At 42.7% G+C, this 17,959-nt stretch carries 15 protein-coding genes; 13 read left to right on the forward strand and 2 right to left on the reverse strand.

Features of this window, described 5'->3' with window-relative positions; genetic code table 11:
* Positions 1-204: 204 nt before the first annotated feature.
* From ACVR1G_RS08855 to ACVR1G_RS08865, 3 genes are read left to right on the forward strand one after another with little or no spacing between them, the layout of a single operon-like run.
* Positions 205-648 (forward strand): zinc-dependent MarR family transcriptional regulator, encoded by a 444-nt coding sequence (locus ACVR1G_RS08855; RefSeq protein WP_447452817.1) that lies wholly within the window; start codon positions 205-207, stop codon positions 646-648.
* The gene (locus ACVR1G_RS08860) at positions 645-1,349 is read left to right on the forward strand and encodes a metal ABC transporter ATP-binding protein (RefSeq protein WP_447452818.1); all 705 of its coding nucleotides are present in this window, start codon (positions 645-647) and stop codon (positions 1,347-1,349) included. The genes ACVR1G_RS08855 and ACVR1G_RS08860 overlap by 4 nt, the downstream gene beginning before the upstream one ends.
* Positions 1,342-2,148, forward strand: coding sequence for a metal ABC transporter permease (locus ACVR1G_RS08865; RefSeq protein ID WP_447452819.1), 807 nt, complete (start codon positions 1,342-1,344; stop codon positions 2,146-2,148). Before ACVR1G_RS08860 ends, ACVR1G_RS08865 begins: the two co-directional genes overlap by 8 nt.
* A gap of 355 nt (positions 2,149-2,503) precedes the next feature.
* Here ACVR1G_RS08865 and ACVR1G_RS08870 read toward each other — a convergent pair whose 3' ends face one another.
* The gene (locus ACVR1G_RS08870; protein WP_447452820.1) at positions 2,504-3,094 is read right to left on the reverse strand and encodes a TetR/AcrR family transcriptional regulator; all 591 of its coding nucleotides are present in this window, start codon (positions 3,092-3,094) and stop codon (positions 2,504-2,506) included.
* 1,097 nt (positions 3,095-4,191) lie between these two features.
* On the opposite strand from ACVR1G_RS08870, the gene ACVR1G_RS08875 reads away from it, so the two are divergent.
* Positions 4,192-4,893 (forward strand): ABC transporter ATP-binding protein, encoded by a 702-nt coding sequence (locus tag ACVR1G_RS08875; RefSeq protein WP_447452821.1) that lies wholly within the window; start codon positions 4,192-4,194, stop codon positions 4,891-4,893.
* Positions 4,894-4,906: 13 nt separating this feature from the next.
* Positions 4,907-7,540 (forward strand): FtsX-like permease family protein, encoded by a 2,634-nt coding sequence (locus ACVR1G_RS08880; protein ID WP_447452822.1) that lies wholly within the window; start codon positions 4,907-4,909, stop codon positions 7,538-7,540.
* Positions 7,541-7,660: 120 nt separating this feature from the next.
* Here the strand turns inward: ACVR1G_RS08880 and treR are convergent, their stop codons facing one another.
* Positions 7,661-8,371 carry a trehalose operon repressor gene (gene treR / locus ACVR1G_RS08885; RefSeq protein WP_447452823.1) on the reverse strand — a complete coding sequence of 237 codons (711 nt, stop codon included), beginning with the start codon at positions 8,369-8,371 and terminating at the stop codon, positions 7,661-7,663.
* A gap of 959 nt (positions 8,372-9,330) precedes the next feature.
* Here treR and treP point away from each other — a divergent pair.
* From treP to ACVR1G_RS08925, 8 genes are all read left to right on the forward strand, one after another.
* Positions 9,331-11,298, forward strand: coding sequence for a PTS system trehalose-specific EIIBC component (treP, locus tag ACVR1G_RS08890; RefSeq protein WP_447452824.1), 1,968 nt, complete (start codon positions 9,331-9,333; stop codon positions 11,296-11,298).
* A 400-nt stretch (positions 11,299-11,698) separates the two neighbouring features.
* Positions 11,699-13,327 (forward strand): alpha,alpha-phosphotrehalase, encoded by a 1,629-nt coding sequence (gene treC / locus ACVR1G_RS08895; protein WP_447452825.1) that lies wholly within the window; start codon positions 11,699-11,701, stop codon positions 13,325-13,327.
* Positions 13,328-13,748: 421 nt separating this feature from the next.
* Positions 13,749-14,588 (forward strand): aldo/keto reductase, encoded by an 840-nt coding sequence (locus ACVR1G_RS08900; RefSeq protein WP_447452826.1) that lies wholly within the window; start codon positions 13,749-13,751, stop codon positions 14,586-14,588.
* Positions 14,589-14,735: 147 nt separating this feature from the next.
* Entirely contained in the window at positions 14,736-15,044 is a 309-nt protein-coding gene (locus tag ACVR1G_RS08905; protein WP_447452827.1) for a PadR family transcriptional regulator, read from the forward strand.
* An 83-nt stretch (positions 15,045-15,127) separates the two neighbouring features.
* Entirely contained in the window at positions 15,128-15,577 is a 450-nt protein-coding gene (locus ACVR1G_RS08910; protein WP_447452828.1) for a DUF2812 domain-containing protein, read from the forward strand.
* Positions 15,578-15,595: 18 nt separating this feature from the next.
* The gene (locus ACVR1G_RS08915) at positions 15,596-15,835 is read left to right on the forward strand and encodes a hypothetical protein (protein WP_447452829.1); all 240 of its coding nucleotides are present in this window, start codon (positions 15,596-15,598) and stop codon (positions 15,833-15,835) included.
* A gap of 363 nt (positions 15,836-16,198) precedes the next feature.
* On the forward strand, positions 16,199-16,972 hold the full coding sequence (locus ACVR1G_RS08920) for a CPBP family intramembrane glutamic endopeptidase (protein WP_447452830.1): 774 nt from the start codon (positions 16,199-16,201) through the stop codon (positions 16,970-16,972).
* A 249-nt stretch (positions 16,973-17,221) separates the two neighbouring features.
* A complete protein-coding gene (locus tag ACVR1G_RS08925; RefSeq protein ID WP_447452831.1) occupies positions 17,222-17,959 on the forward strand; it encodes an ABC transporter ATP-binding protein in 738 nt (245 codons plus the stop codon).

Raw genomic sequence — 17,959 nt, forward strand, 5'->3', positions numbered from 1 at the left:
ATCATGATGTCGTAGGTTCGAGTCCTACTGGCGGAGTTTAGTAGAGAGGAGGAAGTCCTTCTCTTTTTTTGTGTTTTGGTAGGCAGGCTAGGAGTTTGACTGGAGAACTTCATTTGTAAACTTTTTTACTTAGATAGGTGTGGGGGTTGACGGTTTAGGTGTGAGATGTTAAGATACTAATTGTTAACTAGTTAAGGAGTTTTTATGTCAGATTTAGCTCATCATTTAGATCGTTTTTTTAATACTATCCTACTTTTGGCTGAACATCAAAATGAGTTGTTGCTAGGGCGTTGTCAATCTGATTTGGAGTTGACTAATACTCAAGAACATATTCTAATGCTCTTAGCCCAAGAGCGTCTTACAAATTCTGAATTGGCTAAACGATTGAATATCAGTCAGGCAGCGGTAACTAAGGCGGTTAAGGCGATGATTAGACAGGATTTGCTGGTGACGACGAAAGATAGTGCAGATGCTAGGATTTCATATTATAGTTTGACAGAAATCGCCAAAAATGTGGCTCAGGAGCATGATGAGCATCATCAGGCGACCTTATCTGTTTATGATAATATTTTAAAGGATTTTTCTGTGGAGGACCAAGAGGTGATTGCATCTTTCCTTGAAAAACTAGAAAGGGAGTTTAATAAGTGAGATATATTACGGTTGAGAATCTGTCCTTTCAATATGATGCAGAGCCGGTGCTAGAAGGTATCTACTACCATGTCAATAGTGGCGAATTTGTGACGTTGACAGGTGAGAATGGTGCTGCTAAGTCTACATTGATTAAGGCTACCTTGGGTATCTTGAAGCCAAAACATGGACAAGTACATATTTCTGAAATCAATAAGGAGGGTAAAAAGTTGCGCTTAGCTTATTTACCCCAACAAATAGCTAGCTTTAATGCAGGGTTCCCCTCTACTGTTTATGAATTTGTTAAGTCAGGACGTTATCCTCGTAATGGCTGGTTTCGCAGGCTTTCTCAGCATGATGAAGAGCATATTAAGGTTAGTTTAGAAGCAGTAGGAATGTGGGAAAATCACCATAAAAAAATAGGAGCCTTAAGCGGGGGGCAAAAACAAAGAGCCGTCATTGCCCGAATGTTTGCCTCGGATCCGGATGTTTTTGTTCTTGATGAACCAACAACGGGTATGGATGCTGGAACGACAGAGACTTTTTATGAACTAATGCATCATAGCGCTCATAAGCATGGAAAAGCAGTTTTAATGATTACGCATGATCCTGATGAAGTTAAAGATTATGCTGATCGAAATATCCATTTGGTTCGTAATCTGGATTTGCCTTGGCGCTGTTTTAATATCCATGATAAGGAGGAGAGTGGAGCAGATGCTTGAGATATTTCAGTATGAGTTTATGCAGCGAGCGCTTCTAGCTGTGGTAGCAATGAGTTTTTTTTCACCAATTTTGGGTTTATTTCTTATTTTACGACGACAAAGTTTATTGAGCGACACTCTAAGTCATGTCTCCTTAGCTGGAGTTGCTTTTGGAGTTTTGTTGGGGTGGAATAAAACCTGGATGACTATCTTGGTTGTAGTTGTAGCAGCAGTAGCTTTAGAATACTTGAGAACGATTTATCGATATTATAATGAAATTTCTACAGCAATTCTGATGTCATCAGGCTTGGCTGTATCTCTCCTTGTAATGAGTAAAACGAGCAGTTCTAATATTAGCTTAGACCAATATCTTTTTGGCTCTATCGTTACAATTAATCAGGAACAGATTGCTTTCTTGTTTGCTATAGCTGTCCTTGTATTATTTCTTACCGTGTTTTTTATTCGTCCCATGTATATTTTAACCTTTGATGAGGATACAGCGTTTGTAGATGGTTTACCTGTTCGGTGGATGTCACTGGCCTTTAATATTGTGACTGGAGTTGCTATTGCTCTTATGATTCCCGCAGCTGGTGCTCTTTTAGTCTCAACTATTTTGATTTTACCAGCAGCTATTGCGATGCGCATGGCTAATAGTTTCAAGGGGGTCATCCTCACAGCTATTGGGATTGGCTTTATTGGTATGTTTCTTGGTATCGTTCTCTCTTATTATTGGGAGACGCCAGCTAGTGCTACCATCACTGTTATTTTTGTTGCTATCTTTTTATTTGTGAGTCTGTTAGATCGCTTTGTCAAAGAGTAAAAGAGTTTGGGAACGGGATTGCTCCTAGTATCATAATAAGGAGAAAAAACAGCAGTTTTACCTCCGAACAAACTCTAGATAATTCTGCAGCCCAAGCCTCGCCCCTCACCTACGTCATTGGTCATAAAAGCTAAGATACTAAGGCCGTAAAATGCGACTAGGATTTTAAGAAGACGGCGCTGTGTGCTTGCACACAAGGAAACATACCTAAATCCTGAGTTTCTAGCTTGTGCTTACCTAACAAAAATATAAGAAAAAATCCCTTTGCTCTGAAGGGATTTTCGTGTATAAAAGCTAAGGAGCATAACTCCACAAGAATAGCTTCTGGACAGCAAAAATGCGGGTTTACCAGCCGTTAGTTTTTATGATTTACTTTTGGTTTAGCATTGACGAGGTCCTTAGGGGCAGTCTCCATCAAGGTTAAAAAAGTTTTGGCAAAAATCTCCGGTGGTTCAGGAAAATCCTCAGCTACCCACTCACCGACTAAGGCAAAAATGTAGTTGATGACAATCTTAATCATGCTGGGCGTCATCAAGGGACTTTTATTAATAATATAGATATCATCTGCTTCTAAGAGGAGCTTCAAATAACTCTCTTCAAGAAATTTGAAGGCTCTGCCGTCAATAGAGGTGTGATAGAGGATCCGCGCTTGTATCCGCTTTTGATAGACTTTGGGAATAACGTCTCTAGCGACAGCCTCGTAAATAGAATGAATACTAGGATCAGCCAGGCTTCGTTTAAAGGTCGCAAAGCCTTCCTCCGTCATGGATCTATGGATATAATCGAAGATCTCATCCACGCTACTGAAATGCTTTTGGTAAATAGCCTGTCGTGACATCCCAGCTTCCCTTGCGATTTCTGTCATCGTAAGGGTATTTTTGTCTGGATTTTTAGAAGCAATTCTAAATACAGCATTGATAATACTTTCTCTACTACCTTGAACCATAGTTCCTCCTTGTATGAAGCTAATCTTATAAAAAAATTGACAGGCTGTCAAATGTCCTCTCAAACTCAGGTCTTCTTTCACTTGGAGGCCCTTTGTTATAAGGCTTATGAACGAAAACTAGCTTGACAGGTTGTCAATTTTTAGGTCTTTAATAGCTGATAAAATTCTCTTATAATATCTAAGGTCGGTAAATAAATTAAACAGGGTTGCGACTCTGGGAAAAAGCAGGCAACTGTTTCAACTTTAGCAGATTACAGGCGCGACTTTTAAGTATAACATTTTCCCAGCGGACAAACGTCCTCGTCAGCTTTCCTGTTTTTATACGGATTTTTTACGCTCTTTGCGATGCTTCATTTCATTTGGTTAGTCGATCGTACTCACCAAACGAAGTTAGCGGGAGAGGTAGCCAATTCACTCTAGTGATTGGCGTTTGGTATCAAGTGCGAGGCGCTTAGATAACAATGCTCTGCCGTATCTTGATAATTGAACCCGCCTACGACTCTGTGAAATTAGACTCGCCCTCCTAGAATCTTCGGGGATTCTTCGTCAGGCTCCCTAAATTTCTTTGAGGCGCTTAACGGCTTGGTATCTTAGTAACTGAACACGAAGCTAATCTCTTCGGAAAAAAGATCGACTTCCTTGTGTCCAAGGATACGGTGCCTGTCGACTATTTTTCGGTCAGAGATTTTCGCTTAGCGAACCGCTTCTTTGTATCTTAACTTAACTGAACACGGGCTAAAAGCTCGGGATTTAGACAAGCTTCCTTGTGTGCTAGCACACAGCGTCACCGTCCTAAAATCCTAGTCGCTTTTGACGCCCTTGCGACACTCCGTTTGGTTAGTCGATTTTACTAACCAAACGGAGTTAGTGGGAGAGGTAGCCAATTCACCATAGTGATTGGCGTTTGGTATCAAGTGCGGAGCACTTAGATAACAAGCCTTTACCGTATCTTAGTAATTGAACACGGGCCTAATTTCCTCGGATAAAAGACCGACCTCCTCGTGTGTTAAGCACACGTCGTCACTCTCCTATTTTTCTGTCGGAAATTTTCGCCAAGCGAATCGGCCCTATGTATCTTAATAAAGGAGATATTACCAATGGCTTATATTGAAATGAAACATTCTTTTAAACGTTACCAAATGGGGGACACGGAGATTGTTGCTAATAAGGATATTACATTTGAAATTGAAAAAGGAGAATTAGTGATTATTCTAGGAGCTTCTGGTGCTGGTAAATCAACGATCCTCAATATCCTAGGCGGTATGGACAGCAATGATGAAGGGCAGGTCCTCATTGATGGGACGGATATTGCTAATTTCAACTCCAAACAACTGACAGATTATCGGCGGACAGACGTGGGTTTTGTCTTTCAGTTTTATAATCTTGTCCCGAATTTGACGGCCAAGGAAAATGTCGAGCTGGCTTCAGAGATTGTTACTGACGCCCGTGATGCTGCTGCAACTTTAAGAGAAGTTGGTTTGGGACAGCGTCTTGATAACTTCCCAGCCCAGCTTTCGGGTGGGGAACAGCAGCGGGTTTCCATTGCTCGAGCTGTGGCTAAAAACCCCAAGATCTTGCTTTGTGACGAACCGACGGGGGCTCTGGATTACCAGACAGGAAAGCAGGTTCTGCAGATTCTGCAGGATATGTCTCGCAAGCAAGGAGCAACTGTTATCATCGTGACTCACAACTCAGCTCTAGCCCCAATTGCTGATCGGGTTATCCATATGCACGATGCTAAAGTGAGCGCTATTGAGTTCAACGATCATCCTCAAGATATTGCTAGTTTGGAATATTAGGAGGCATTTAGATATGAAGAGAACATTTTGGAAGGATATTCGGAAATCTTTCACAGGTTCTAGCGGTCGTTTTATTTCCATTATGACCCTGATGTTCCTAGGCGCCTTTGCCCTGATTGGACTCAAGGTGACTGCCCCTGATATGGAACGGACGGCTAGTGATTATTTGCAGCGTCATCATACCATGGACCTCTCTGTTATCGCTAGTGCTGGCTTCAGCCAGACCGATCAAAGAGAATTAAATAGGATCAGAGGGGCCAAGGTCGAATATGGCTACATGACAGATGTTAGTATCAAAGGAAAAGACGATGCAGTGCAGATCTTTTCCAAAACGGATACATTATCGTCTTATAAGATAGTATCAGGAAAACTGCCTAGCAAGCCTGATCAGATAGCTTTATCATCATCTCTAAAAAAGGATTATCAGCTAGGCGATAAGATTAGCTTCACCCAAAAATCCCAAGGGATTCTAAAGCATACAACTTACAAGATTGTAGGTTTTGTCAATTCTTCTGAGATTTGGTCAACAAAAAATCTCGGAACTTCTACAGCAGGAGATGGTGATTTAGCTGCTTATGCTGTCACGACAGCAGACAGTTTTGCAAGTGATGTTTATAATTTAGCCCGCTTACGCTACCGAGATTTACAATCCCTGAATCCCTACGCTAGTGACTATAAAAAGAAGCTAAAGGAAAAGCAAGAAGCCTTGGATGATAGCCTGCTGGATAATGGGGAGCAGCGTTTAGCCGCTATAAAAAAGGATAAACAGGCAGCGCTTGCCAAATCCCAATCTCAGGTCGATCAAGCTAAGAGTCGACTGGAAGCGCAGGAGCGGCAGTTAGTTTACCTAAGCGGTCAGCAATTGCAGGCTGCAGAGGCTGCCATAAGTCAAGGCAAGACCAAGCTGGCTAAAAGTCAGGCCAGTATCCAAAACGCTAAGGCTGCCCTAAAAACACTGCCAACTCCTAGCTACAGGTCTTACAGTCGTACGACCTTACCCGGAAGTAATGGTTATCGGACCTATGGTGATATCAGTCGTAATATTGATCGCATCGGTGACATCTTTCCCGTTGTTCTCTACCTTGTAGCAGCTTTGGTGACCTTTACGACCATGACCCGCTTTGTCAATGAGGAACGCAACAAGGCTGGTATTCTCAAGGCTCTAGGATACTTTGATGGCGATGTTCTCAAGAAATTTGTTATTTATGGGCTTGTTGCTGGCTTATTGGGAACCCTTATTGGTGTTTTGGGCGGGCATTATCTGTTACCTTATATCTTGACTCAGAATCCTGCAAAATTGACCACATTGGGCCGGCCGCATTTTTATTTTTATTGGTCTTATACTGTTTTATCCCTGCTCTTAGCCCTTATCAGTGCTGTCCTTCCTGCCTTTTTGGTTGCTAGACGAGAATTAAGAGAAAAACCAGCCCAGCTCTTGCGTCCTAAACCCCCAGTCAGCGGTTCTAAGATTTTACTGGAGCGAATCAGTTTTATCTGGCAGCGCTTGAGCTTTACTCAAAAAGTTACGATTAGAAATATCTTCCGCTACAAACAGCGAATGGTCATGACCATCTTTGGCGTTGTTGGCTCTGTGGCCCTGCTATTTGCTGGTTTGGGGTTGCAATCGTCCTTAGGAAAAATCGTAGAGCGCCAGTTTAATCAGCTGACCCCTTACGATATGCTGATTCTGCGCAATGATCAGGCCAATCAAACAGAAAAACAGCAAGTTGATGACTTTTTGAATTCGGACAAGGTAGTTGATTATCAGGCTGTTCATACTCAGACCATTGATGAAAAAATTAGCGGTCAGGATGAGAAGAAAAGCATTACCATCATGTCGACGGACCAAAAAGATTTTGGCTCCTTTATCCGCCTGCGTGATCCTAAAACTAATAAATCGCTTGATCTGGATCATCAAGGTGCTTTAATCTCCAAAAAATTAGCAGCTTATTATGGTGTTAAAAAAGGCGACACCCTTACCCTAAAAGATGACCACGGCCATTCACGAACCATTAAGGTTGCAGGCCTAGCGGATATGAATGTTGGTCACTACATCTTTATGTCGGATAGTTACTACCAAAACGTTTTTGGTCAAAAAGCAACTCATAATGGTGAACTGATTAAGTTGAAGGATGGCTCCCAGTCGGATATTTCCAAACAGTCTAGCCACTTGTTGAATTTAGCAGGTGTTGCTTCCCTGACACAAAACTCATCCATGATTACGATGGTGAAGACAGCCGTTAATGGCCTCGATTCCTCCATGACCATTCTCATTGTGGTTTCCATCGTTCTAGCTATTGTTATCCTCTATAATCTGACCAATATTAATGTCGCTGAACGTATTCGGGAATTATCAACTATTAAGGTTCTAGGTTTTCATAGCCGAGAGGTCATGATGTATATCTATCGTGAAACCATCTTGCTATCGGTTATTGGTATGATTTTGGGTTTGGTTAGCGGCTATTATCTGCACCGCCTAATCATCACCATGATGAGCCAGGATACAGTCTATCCTAGCCAAGTAGATATCCATGTCTATCTAGTGCCACTAGCAGTGATCATCTTCATCCTCATTACCCTAGGTTGGGTCGTCTATCGCAGACTAAAAACAGTCGATATGCTGGAAGCCCTCAAAGCGGTAGATTAGCAGTAATAAATGTGATGAATAACAGGGAGTGGGACAAGGGGGTAATGACTTTGTTCTCCCGACACACAAGCTCTTGCTAGGAGTGCAATTCTCCCAGCGAGGGCTTTTTGGACCATTCATTTATGGTTTTCGTTTAGCAAAATCGACAAAGTGAAACTTTTCGAGTAAATGTCGGCTTTCCGTAAATTGGAACTGCTGACCATCCGCCAAATAAACGCGCGATCGGATAGATACGACATGGTGCTCACTACCCACATCAAGCCAAATTTTATCCTGCTCACTCATCTGTTCAATGGTGATTTCCTTTTCGGCGGTATCGATAAGAAGGTGCAGCTGATTTTCTAGGTAGTCATAAAGCGAGCGCTGAGCGATTTCCTTGGTTATCTGTTTAACCAAATCTGTTAGCAGGTAGTCAATGTCCAAAACCGAAGCAGTTCCATTGACAAGACGCTGCCGGGTGATACGCCAGACCTGCTTGCCAAGGGGAAAACTCGTCAGATCCCTTAATTTTTGGTCAACAATCAGGCGATCTAGAGACAAAACTCTGGTTTGGGATTCTAACCCCAGCCTGTCTACTAGTTCTTGGTAGCTGGTTAAATGTGACACAGGGAAATTAAAATGCTGACGGCGCAGAACTAACGTCTGTCTTCCTTGGGACTTCTGAACTAAACCTGTTTTTTCAAGTAACTTTAAAGCCTTGCGGACAGTATCACGACTGACTTTATAAGTTTTAGCCAAGTCGTTTTCGCTGGGTATTGCCGTCTCAGGCTGGTAGAAACCTTCAGCAATCTTTCTTTCTAAATCCTGAAAAACCTTTTGGTATTTTTTCATTAATAGTACTCCTTTAATTAAGATACAAAGGGCGTGAAGAAAGCGAGAAGAAAATAGGAGCCTAACGCTATGCGATTTTGCGCATAAGGCAGGCTATCTTTTTCTCGACGCTTTTAGCCCGTGTTCAGTTACTAAGATACAAAGGGCGTAAAAAACGACTAGGATTTTAGGAAGGTGACGCTGTATGCTGGCACACAAGGAAGCTTATCTAAATCCCGAGCTTTTAGCACGTGTTCAATTATCAAGATACAAAGGGCGTTTGCGGATTAAGCAAAATAGGAGGTTCAACTAGGAGTCTCAGAACTCAGGGAGAAACTCTTTTTTTTTTGACAAAGTCTCTAGCTCGATCTCAATTAATAAGGCTTGTTTTTAGTTTACCATACAAGTTGAAGAAAATCGCTAAAAAATCAAAGAAATTTCCCAGACAAGTTGCAAGTTTTAAACTCAATAGGATAAAATGAAAGCGTAAACAAAAAGAAGGTGCAGGATAAAATTGCTGCTGATAGTCATCTTTACCTCTTCTTTCTGCAAAAGTTGATTCAGATTGAGGCTGAGTAAAAACTCGTCCAGTCCTCGTGCTTTTGAAGCAGCACTTCAGGCGATGGTTGGCAGGCATTCCCTGAGTCACAAAGCCAATATGGAAAAGCTAGCCAACTGCACAGGAACTTGGAGAGTCTGGAAATAGACAGTCTGAGGTGTGAGTTTTAAAAAGGAGTAGGCAGATAACTTGGGGAGAGCGATTTCAGGCTATTGCCCAGAGATCAAGCGATTGAAGATGCCCTATTTTCTTAAAGCTGCTAAAAAGCAAGGGCGACCCTGTTACAGTTTTATCTATTCATTTGCCTAGTTTTTCAGATTGCCGAAATCATCAACTGCTGCTTTAAACTATTTTCACTGTAGGGACTGCAAGGCCAACAGCCTTTGTCTCAAATTAATCTTTTATCATAAAAGGAGTTCACATGGGAAAATTTGAACAAGATGCCCGCGAGATGCTGGAAGCAATCGGGGGCAAGGAAAACGTTGCCGCAGTTACTCACTGCGCGACCCGTATGCGTTTCGTTTTAAACGATGAGAGTAAGGCAGATGTTGAGCGCTTAGAAGCTATCCCTGCTGTCAAAGGAACCTTTACCAATGCTGGTCAATTCCAAGCCATCATCGGTAATGATGTTCCAATCTTCTATAACGACTTTACAGCTGTATCGGGAATTGAAGGAGTCTCCAAGGAAGCAGCTAAAACAGCAGCTCAGAAAAATCAAAATTGGCTGCAGCGCTCCTTGGCCATGCTGGCGGAAATCTTTACGCCAATTTTACCTGCCATCATTGTTGGTGGTCTGATTCTTGGCTTTCGCAATATCTTGGAAGGGGTCCAGTGGTCAGCCCTTGATGGCAAAACCATTGTAGAAGTTTCCACCTTCTGGCATGGAATCAATGATTTCCTCTGGCTGCCGGGTGAAGCTATTTTCCAATACCTGCCAGTAGGAATTACTTGGTCGGTCAGCCGCAAGATGGGAACCAGCCAGATCCTAGGGATTGTCTTGGGGATCTGCTTGATTTCGCCTAATCAGCTGCTCAATGCCTATGACTTTGCCTCAACCCCAGCTTCTGTAATTGCAGAAAAATGGACTTGGGATTTCGGCTTTTTCACTGTTGAGAAAGTTGGATATCAGGCTCAGGTTTTACCTGCTCTCTTGGCTGGTCTGTCTCTGGCATATCTGGAACGCTTCTGGCGCAAGCATATCCCAGAGGTTGTCTCCATGATTTTCGTACCCTTCCTATCCCTAATGCCAGCCTTAATCTTGGCTCATACAGTTTTAGGACCAATCGGTTGGACCATTGGCAGAGGCATTTCCTTTGTCGTTCTGGCTGGTTTGACAGGTCCTGTCAAATGGCTCTTTGGTGCTATCTTTGGTGCCCTCTATGCCCCGCTGGTTATTACAGGTCTCCACCACATGACCAATGCTATCGATACTCAACTGGTTGCCGATTCTGGAGGTACAGGCCTCTGGCCGATGATCGCTCTCTCTAATATTGCTCAAGGTTCAGCTGTTCTTTCCTACTATTGGATGAACCGCCACGATGAACGTGAGGCGCAAATTTCCCTACCTGCTGCCATCTCAGCTTATCTGGGCGTTACAGAGCCTGCCCTTTTCGGTGTCAATCTAAAATATATCTATCCATTTATCGCTGGAATGATTGGTTCTTCTATCGCTGGTCTTCTCTGTACGACTTTCAATGTTACCGCTAACGCCATCGGTATCGGTGGTTTGCCGGGAATTCTATCTATTCAGGCTAAGTATATGATTATCTTTGCCATCTTGATGGTTATTGCGATTGTAGTACCTTTTGTCCTAACTGTGGTCTTTCGCCGTATCGGCCTCTTTACCAAGACGGAAGATGCAACTGTCAAAGCACCTCAAGTAGATGCTGTTGCAGAAGCTAAGAAAACAACAGAAGTTGAAAGCGGTACCTTGATTGCGGTGCAAAGTCCGCTCCAAGGAACAGTAGATGTGCTCAGTCAAGCACCTGATCCAGTTTTTGCACAAGGAGTGATGGGGCAAGGTGTTGTGATTGAACCAAGTGAAGGGGAATTGGTTGCCCCTGTTGATGCCACCGTCTCTGTACTCTTCCCAACCAAACATGCGGTTGGTCTGGTGACAGATCAAGGCTTGGAAATGCTTATGCATATTGGCATGGATACCGTTAATCTTGATGGGCAGGGATTTACAGCCCACATTAACCAAGGTGACCGAGTTAAGGCTGGCGATAAATTGATTAGCTTCGATATTGAAGCGATCACAGCTGCTGGCTATCCTGTCGCAACACCAGTCATTGTAACCAATCAAAATGACTTTCAAACGGATGCTTTAGGCAGCTTACCACACGATGTCAAACGCGGTGATGAGCTCCTAACAGCAAGTAAACTTTAGACACAAAGTCGTTAGTGTTCCAAAGGAATTTAGGAAATAGAGTGACGATTCACTGAGAATCTAGCGACATTTATCTAATTCCACAGGAACGTAGGCGGGTTCAATTAACAAGATACTAAGGGCGTCCGCGGATCAAGCAAAAATAGGAGGTTCGACGAAGACGCTTGCGTCTAGGAAGAAACTATCTTTTTTGCACAATCCGCAGCCCGTGTTCAGTTAACAAGATACGGCAGAGACTTGTTTGTTATTTAAGGAGTCAGTACTTGATAACAAGCATCAATCACTACAGTGGCTGGCCGTCTACATTTAAAATAAATATGGTTTAAGAAGTTGTTTTGAAAATCAGAGGGGCTGGGACATTGTCTCAACCTCTCTAACTATATAAAGGGAAAGGAAATATATGACATTTGATAAGAGAAAAGTCGTCTACCAAATCTATCCAAAATCATTTAAAGACACAACTGGTAAGGGTACCGGAGATTTGCGCGGCGTCATTGAGAAACTGCCCTATTTAGCTGATCTAGGAGTAGATATGGTCTGGCTCAATCCTTTCTACCCAAGCCCCCAGCGGGACAATGGTTATGATGTGTCAGATTATACGGCTATCAATTCTGATTTTGGGACTATGGCTGATTTTAAGGAGATGATTGCCACTGGCAAGCGTCACAATATCGACTTCATGCTGGATATGGTCTTCAATCACTGCTCGACAGATCATGAGTGGTTTCAAAAAGCCTTAGCCGGCGATCCCTACTACCAGGACTTCTTTATTATTCGCGATCAGCCGACGGATTGGCGTTCTAAGTTTGGCGGCTCTGCCTGGTCTCCATTTGGAGATACAGGCAGATACTACCTCCATCTTTTCGATGAAACCCAAGCTGATCTCAACTGGCGTAATCCAAATGTTCGTGCGGAAATTTTTAAAATTGTTAATTTCTGGCGGGATAAGGGAGTCAAAGGCTTTCGCTTCGATGTTATCAACTTGATTGGTAAGGATGAGCTTCTGGCGGACTGTCCAGTAGATGATGGAAAACCAGCCTACACAGACAAACCCATCGTTCATGACTATCTGCGTATGATGAACGAGGCCAGTTTTGGTCAAGACGATGATTTTATGACCGTCGGTGAAATGAGTTCAACGACTATTGAGAGTTGTATCCTGTATTCGGCTGAGGAACGCCATGAGCTATCTATGGCCTTTAACTTTCACCACCTTAAGGTAGACTATAAGGACGGTCAAAAGTGGTCTATCACTCCCTTTGACTTTGAGGAGCTCAAAACTCTCTTTCACACATGGAATGAGGCGATGAGCAAGGCCAATGGTTGGCGGGCGCTCTTTTTAAACAACCATGACCAACCGCGGGCGCTCAACCGCTTTGTCGATGTTAAGCATTTCCGCAATGAAGGAGCGACCATGTTAGCTGCTAGCGTTCACCTATCACGCGGCACCCCTTATATCTATATGGGTGAGGAAATCGGTATGCTTGATCCCGATTTTGACAGCATGGATGACTATGTAGATGTCGAGAGCATCAATGCCTATCAGATCATGTTGGATCAGGGCAAGACAGCAGAAGAGGCCTTTGCCATTATCAAGGCCAAATCACGTGATAACTCCCGTACTCCTATGCAGTGGGATAATTCTGCCAATGCTGGCTTTACTACTGGCACCCCGTGGCTTAAGGTCAGCAAGTCTTACCCTGACATCAATGTAGAAAAAGAAAAAACGGGTAAAATTTATCCCTTCTACAAAGAACTGATTCGCCTGCGTAAGACTATGCCTCTGATAGCAGAAGGAAGTTATAAGGCGGCCTACAAAGACAGTCAGCAGGTTTATGCCTTTGAGCGTCAGCTTGATGGTGAGCACCTGCTGGTCCTCAATAATTTCTACGCTCAAGAGGTGACGTTGGAATTAGACCCAGCCTACCAAAATGGGCAAGTACTCCTCAGCAATTATGACGGTGATGTATTAGGGGAGACCATCACTCTCAGAGCTTATCAAACGCTAGCTATTCTGGTTAAAGACTAAGGAAAAGAGTCAAAGCAAGAGCAATTCTGGCTGGGACAGACCTGCACTGGCTATTCGTTTATATCGCGTTTGAGCATTAGTATCTTGCTAATTAGGCTCGACTTAACAGCTCGGACTTTAGAGATAGGTCGCCTTGCTTATAAGCAAACTGTCACCTCCTAAAATTCTAGTTGAGGGTCTTAGTGTCTTATAGAGCTGAACACGAGGCTATTCTTCTCAAAGAAGGTCAACTTCCTTGCGTCTAAAGATGCGGCGGTGGTGGCTTATGTCGCCTATTTTTCAGCCAAGCCAGAGAGTTTCCCCAAACAAGTCGCTTCTTTGTATCTTATACTTGCCTTGGAGTTAACTCCAAGTGATAAAATATATAATAAACAGCCTGCTTTAGGGGCTTATTATCTCAATCTCGATTGGAGGAAAATCTATGTTTGATTATACTTTAGCCAATGGTCAGAAAATCCCAGCTATTGGATTTGGGACTTGGCAAACACCAGATGGTGATGTCGCTGAAAGTTCTGTCAAGGCGGCTATTGAAGCCGGTTATCGCCACATTGACACGGCTGCTTTCTATGGTAATGAAGAGTCTGTCGGCCGTGGTATCAAAGCTGCTGGTGTACCTCGTGAGGAGCTTTTCATTACGACTAAACTTTGGAACAGCAACCACTCTTATGAAGCTGCCAAGGCAGCTATCGATGAGTCTATTGCTAAGCTGGACTGCGATTACTTGGATCTTTATCTTATTCACTGGCCAAATCCAAAAGCCTTCCGTGATAACTGGAAAGAAGCTAACGCCGGTGCATGGCGTGCCATGGAAGAAGCTGTAGAAGCTGGCAAAATTAAATCTATCGGTGTTTCTAATTTTTTACCTCACCACTTAGATGCTCTGCTGGAAACAGCCAATATCAAACCAGTTGTCAACCAAATCTACCTCAGCCCAAGCGTCCAACAAAAAGAGTTGGTGGCTTATAATCAAGAGCATGGTATCCTCAGTGAAGCTTACAGCCCGCTAGGAACAGGTAAGATTTTTAGCATTGAGTCTCTTCAAGACCTGGCTGCTAAATATAACAAAACCGTTGCTCAAGTGGTTCTGCGCTGGAGTTTGCAAAAAGGTTTCTTACCGCTGCCAAAATCAGTCCACCAAGATCGTATCGTCGAAAATTTCCAAGTCTTTGACTTTGAATTAACAGCTGATGATATGGCAATGATCGATGCCCTCGAAGGCCAAGCAGGAGAAGCACCAAAACCAGATGAAGTAAACTTCTAATAGAGCTAAAGAATCATATATGAAAAGTGTTCTGACTAATCAGAGCACTTTTTATTATTTTTTCAAATATATCCTTGACAGATATATCGGGGCATGATATATTTATTACATGAACTGATATATCGCATAACGATATAAGGAGGAAATATGAGTACACAGGCACTAACAGAAGCAGTTTACTATATCCTGCTGGTCTTACTTGAGCCAAAGCACGGCTATGGGATCATGCAGGAGGTAGAAGAACTGTCCAAAGGTCGCATTAAGTTGGCAGCTGGCACGCTTTACGGGGCGCTAACCAACCTGCAAAAAAAGGGCTGGATCGTCCTTGTTTCAGAGGTCAAAGAACGCAAGAAAAAAGAATATTTGATTACTGAACGAGGAAAAAAAGCCCTAGAAGCAGAAATCAGACGTTTGGAAGAACTGGTCAATAATGGTCATAAGCATTTGAAAAAATAGGAGAAGAACAATGGAGAAAAAAGTAAGGAAATTTTTTGGATTCGGTGATTTTCAAAAAGAAGAAGATTGGCTCAATGACATGAGTGCACAAGGGTGTATATAGCTATATCTTTGAGCCTTGTCAGCCCTCTCAGTATACTTATCGTCTGGATTACTTTGGCCGCAAGAGTAAAAAAGAAGTGGCGGACTACAGTGAGCTTGTCCAAGAGACAGGGGCTGATTGTGTCGAGCAATTTAATCATTGGGGCTATTTCCGACATACAGAACCTGATTTCAAGCTTTACTCAGATAGCGCCTCAAAACGAAGATTTTTAAATGAAATTTTGGCAGTATTGACTGCGTTTATTCCCGGCCTAACATTGTCTGTATACGCCGCGTCGTCATCGCTGACCCCCTTAATGACTATCGTCATTTGGGTCATGTGTGGCTTAGCCTTACTTCTCCTTCTAGGTCAAATCATCAAGATTCAGCGCCTCAAACATGACCTCAAAAAATCCAGTCAACCAGATATCTTTGAAGACGGTGAGGTATAAAAAGAAAGGAGTCATTCAATGAAAGGACTAAAATCAAAAATAGTATTACTATCGGGGATTATCTTCGGTATTATAGCGTCCCTAAGCGTTATCATGTATATCGTTTTTAAGGGGACATTGACTTCGGTAGATCATCTATGGCTCTGGTCAGTTTTAGTACTTGCCCTGATTGCAAGTGGCAGCGCCATTGCCAACCTGATTATACAGACAAAAAGTCAGGATGAAAAATCACGTCTTGTAAAATCAAAGGATAGGTAGGGGCTACCAATCAGCAGCGGTTCATTTGGACTGGGCAAAAACTTGTCCAGTCTCCCTGTTTTGGAATAAACTCTTGGCGCAGGGGTAAGACTTCTTGGCTACTCTTAGCCCACTGCGCCAATCTGGTAGATCTAGCATAGCGCTAACGGGTCTGGGCTTTTGTCTTGGGCTCTTTTTGTCTGTTCACTGGAGTATACATTTAAATAGATAAATATTTTATATATTTGTCTTGACATCTCTGAAGGATAGCAGTATATTTTATATATATAAAAAAATTATATATAAATGAATTGATGGTAAATCTGAGAACGACGTGACCTAATTGTATTAATACTTATTTGCTTAGTGCTAGGAGGTAGTCTTATGAAACATCGAGTTACAAGCTACTTAATTTGGACATTTGCCTGGGCCTGGGGATTTTGGGGACTGGCTATTGTACTCAAGACATTAGATTATGATGCTGGGTACATGCTTATGCCCCTGATGACCTTAGCGAGTTTTGGTCCCTTTTTAGGAGCCAAAGCTGCTCTTAATCTAACATGGAGGGACCTTCCGCATTTTCTGTTTTCAGGAACGAAAACCTCTTGGAAACTTTTGTTACCCTTTATTGGGCTACTGATCTTAAGCTCGTTTTTATTATCAGGCGGCGATCCTGTCGGCCAGGCTCCTTTATGGTTATTGCCGATTGATTGGGTGATCAATATCGTTATTATCACCTTGATTGGCGGAGGCAATGAAGAGCCGGGGTGGCGTGGCTTCTTGCAGCCGGAGCTGGAAAAGGTCACAAATGTTCCCTTAGCAACATTCTTGGTAGCTGTGATTTGGACGATTTGGCATCTGCCCTTGTGGTGGTTGGATAGAGGTCAAAATTCCTTCTTAGTATTTTTTATCAGTGTGCTCTTTCTGGCATTATGGCTGGCATCCTTACGTCGGGCGGGAGCATCTGTCCTCATCTGTGCCCTATTTCATGCTGCTGTTAACCGTATTCCTATTACCTTTAATGGTGTTTATGGGCTTTTATCAGTTGGTGATATGCACCAAATCTCAGTACCTTACCTGATTTTAGGTCTTTTAGCCCTAACAGCTTACAGCATACTTTTAATATCAAGGAAGGCTCAGAAAGTTGAAAAATACTAAGAGTGAGACAAAAACTGAGTAAAAATTGAGGCCTGATATAAATGTTGGAGACGTTTAAAGATTATCTTCTGGCTAATAAAGTGAACTGTTGCTGAATGTTTAACCGTTCAGGGTGAAATAACGACCGTTCACGACATAGACAAATAGAAGCAAAGCGGATTTGTTATAATTTGTCTATCAGAATGATAAAGGGACTATGGGAAAAATCATGAGACCATTAAATAAAGATATAACTAGGAGGTATCATATATGAACAAAATTGCTATAGAAATAAGACAATTATCGAAGGACTTTCAAATTGCTAAAAATAAAAAGATTGAAGTTTTAAAAGATATTTCTTTCACGACTCGCTATGGGGAGTTTATCTCTATATTGGGGATTAGTGGTTCAGGAAAGTCCACCTTACTCAACTGTATTTCCAGCCTATCAGAGCCAAGTCAGGGAGAGGTCAAGATCAATCATCGCAATCCTTATCAATTGAGTAATGGCAGGCTCTCAAAACTGCGTAGAGAAGAAATTGGTTTTATTTTTCAGTCCTACAATCTAGTCCCCGCTTTACCAGTGATAGAGAATATTGCCCTGCCACTTAGATTATCGCATAAGAAAGTTGATAAAGATACCATCAAAGCATTATTGGATCACATGAATTTCCAAGCTGACCTAATGGCGCCTGTATCGACCCTATCAGGCGGTGAGAAGCAGCGGGTAGCCATTGCTCGAACTCTGCTTTCTGATAGTCAAATCGTTTTTGCGGATGAGCCCACAGGTGCTCTAGACAGTTCCTCACGCACCATCATTTTTGACATGCTGCGGGAACTAGCTAATCAGGGGAGATGTGTCATCATGGTCACCCACGATATAGAGCTAGCTAGTCAGACAGATAGAGCACTGATTTTAAGAGATGGCAGGTTAGATCAGGAATTGCTAAAACCTTCTGCAGAGCTGCTTTATCAGGCCCTTGAGGTAAAAGATAGCGAGGCATCCTGA

Source organism: Streptococcus dentasini (assembly GCF_053206945.1).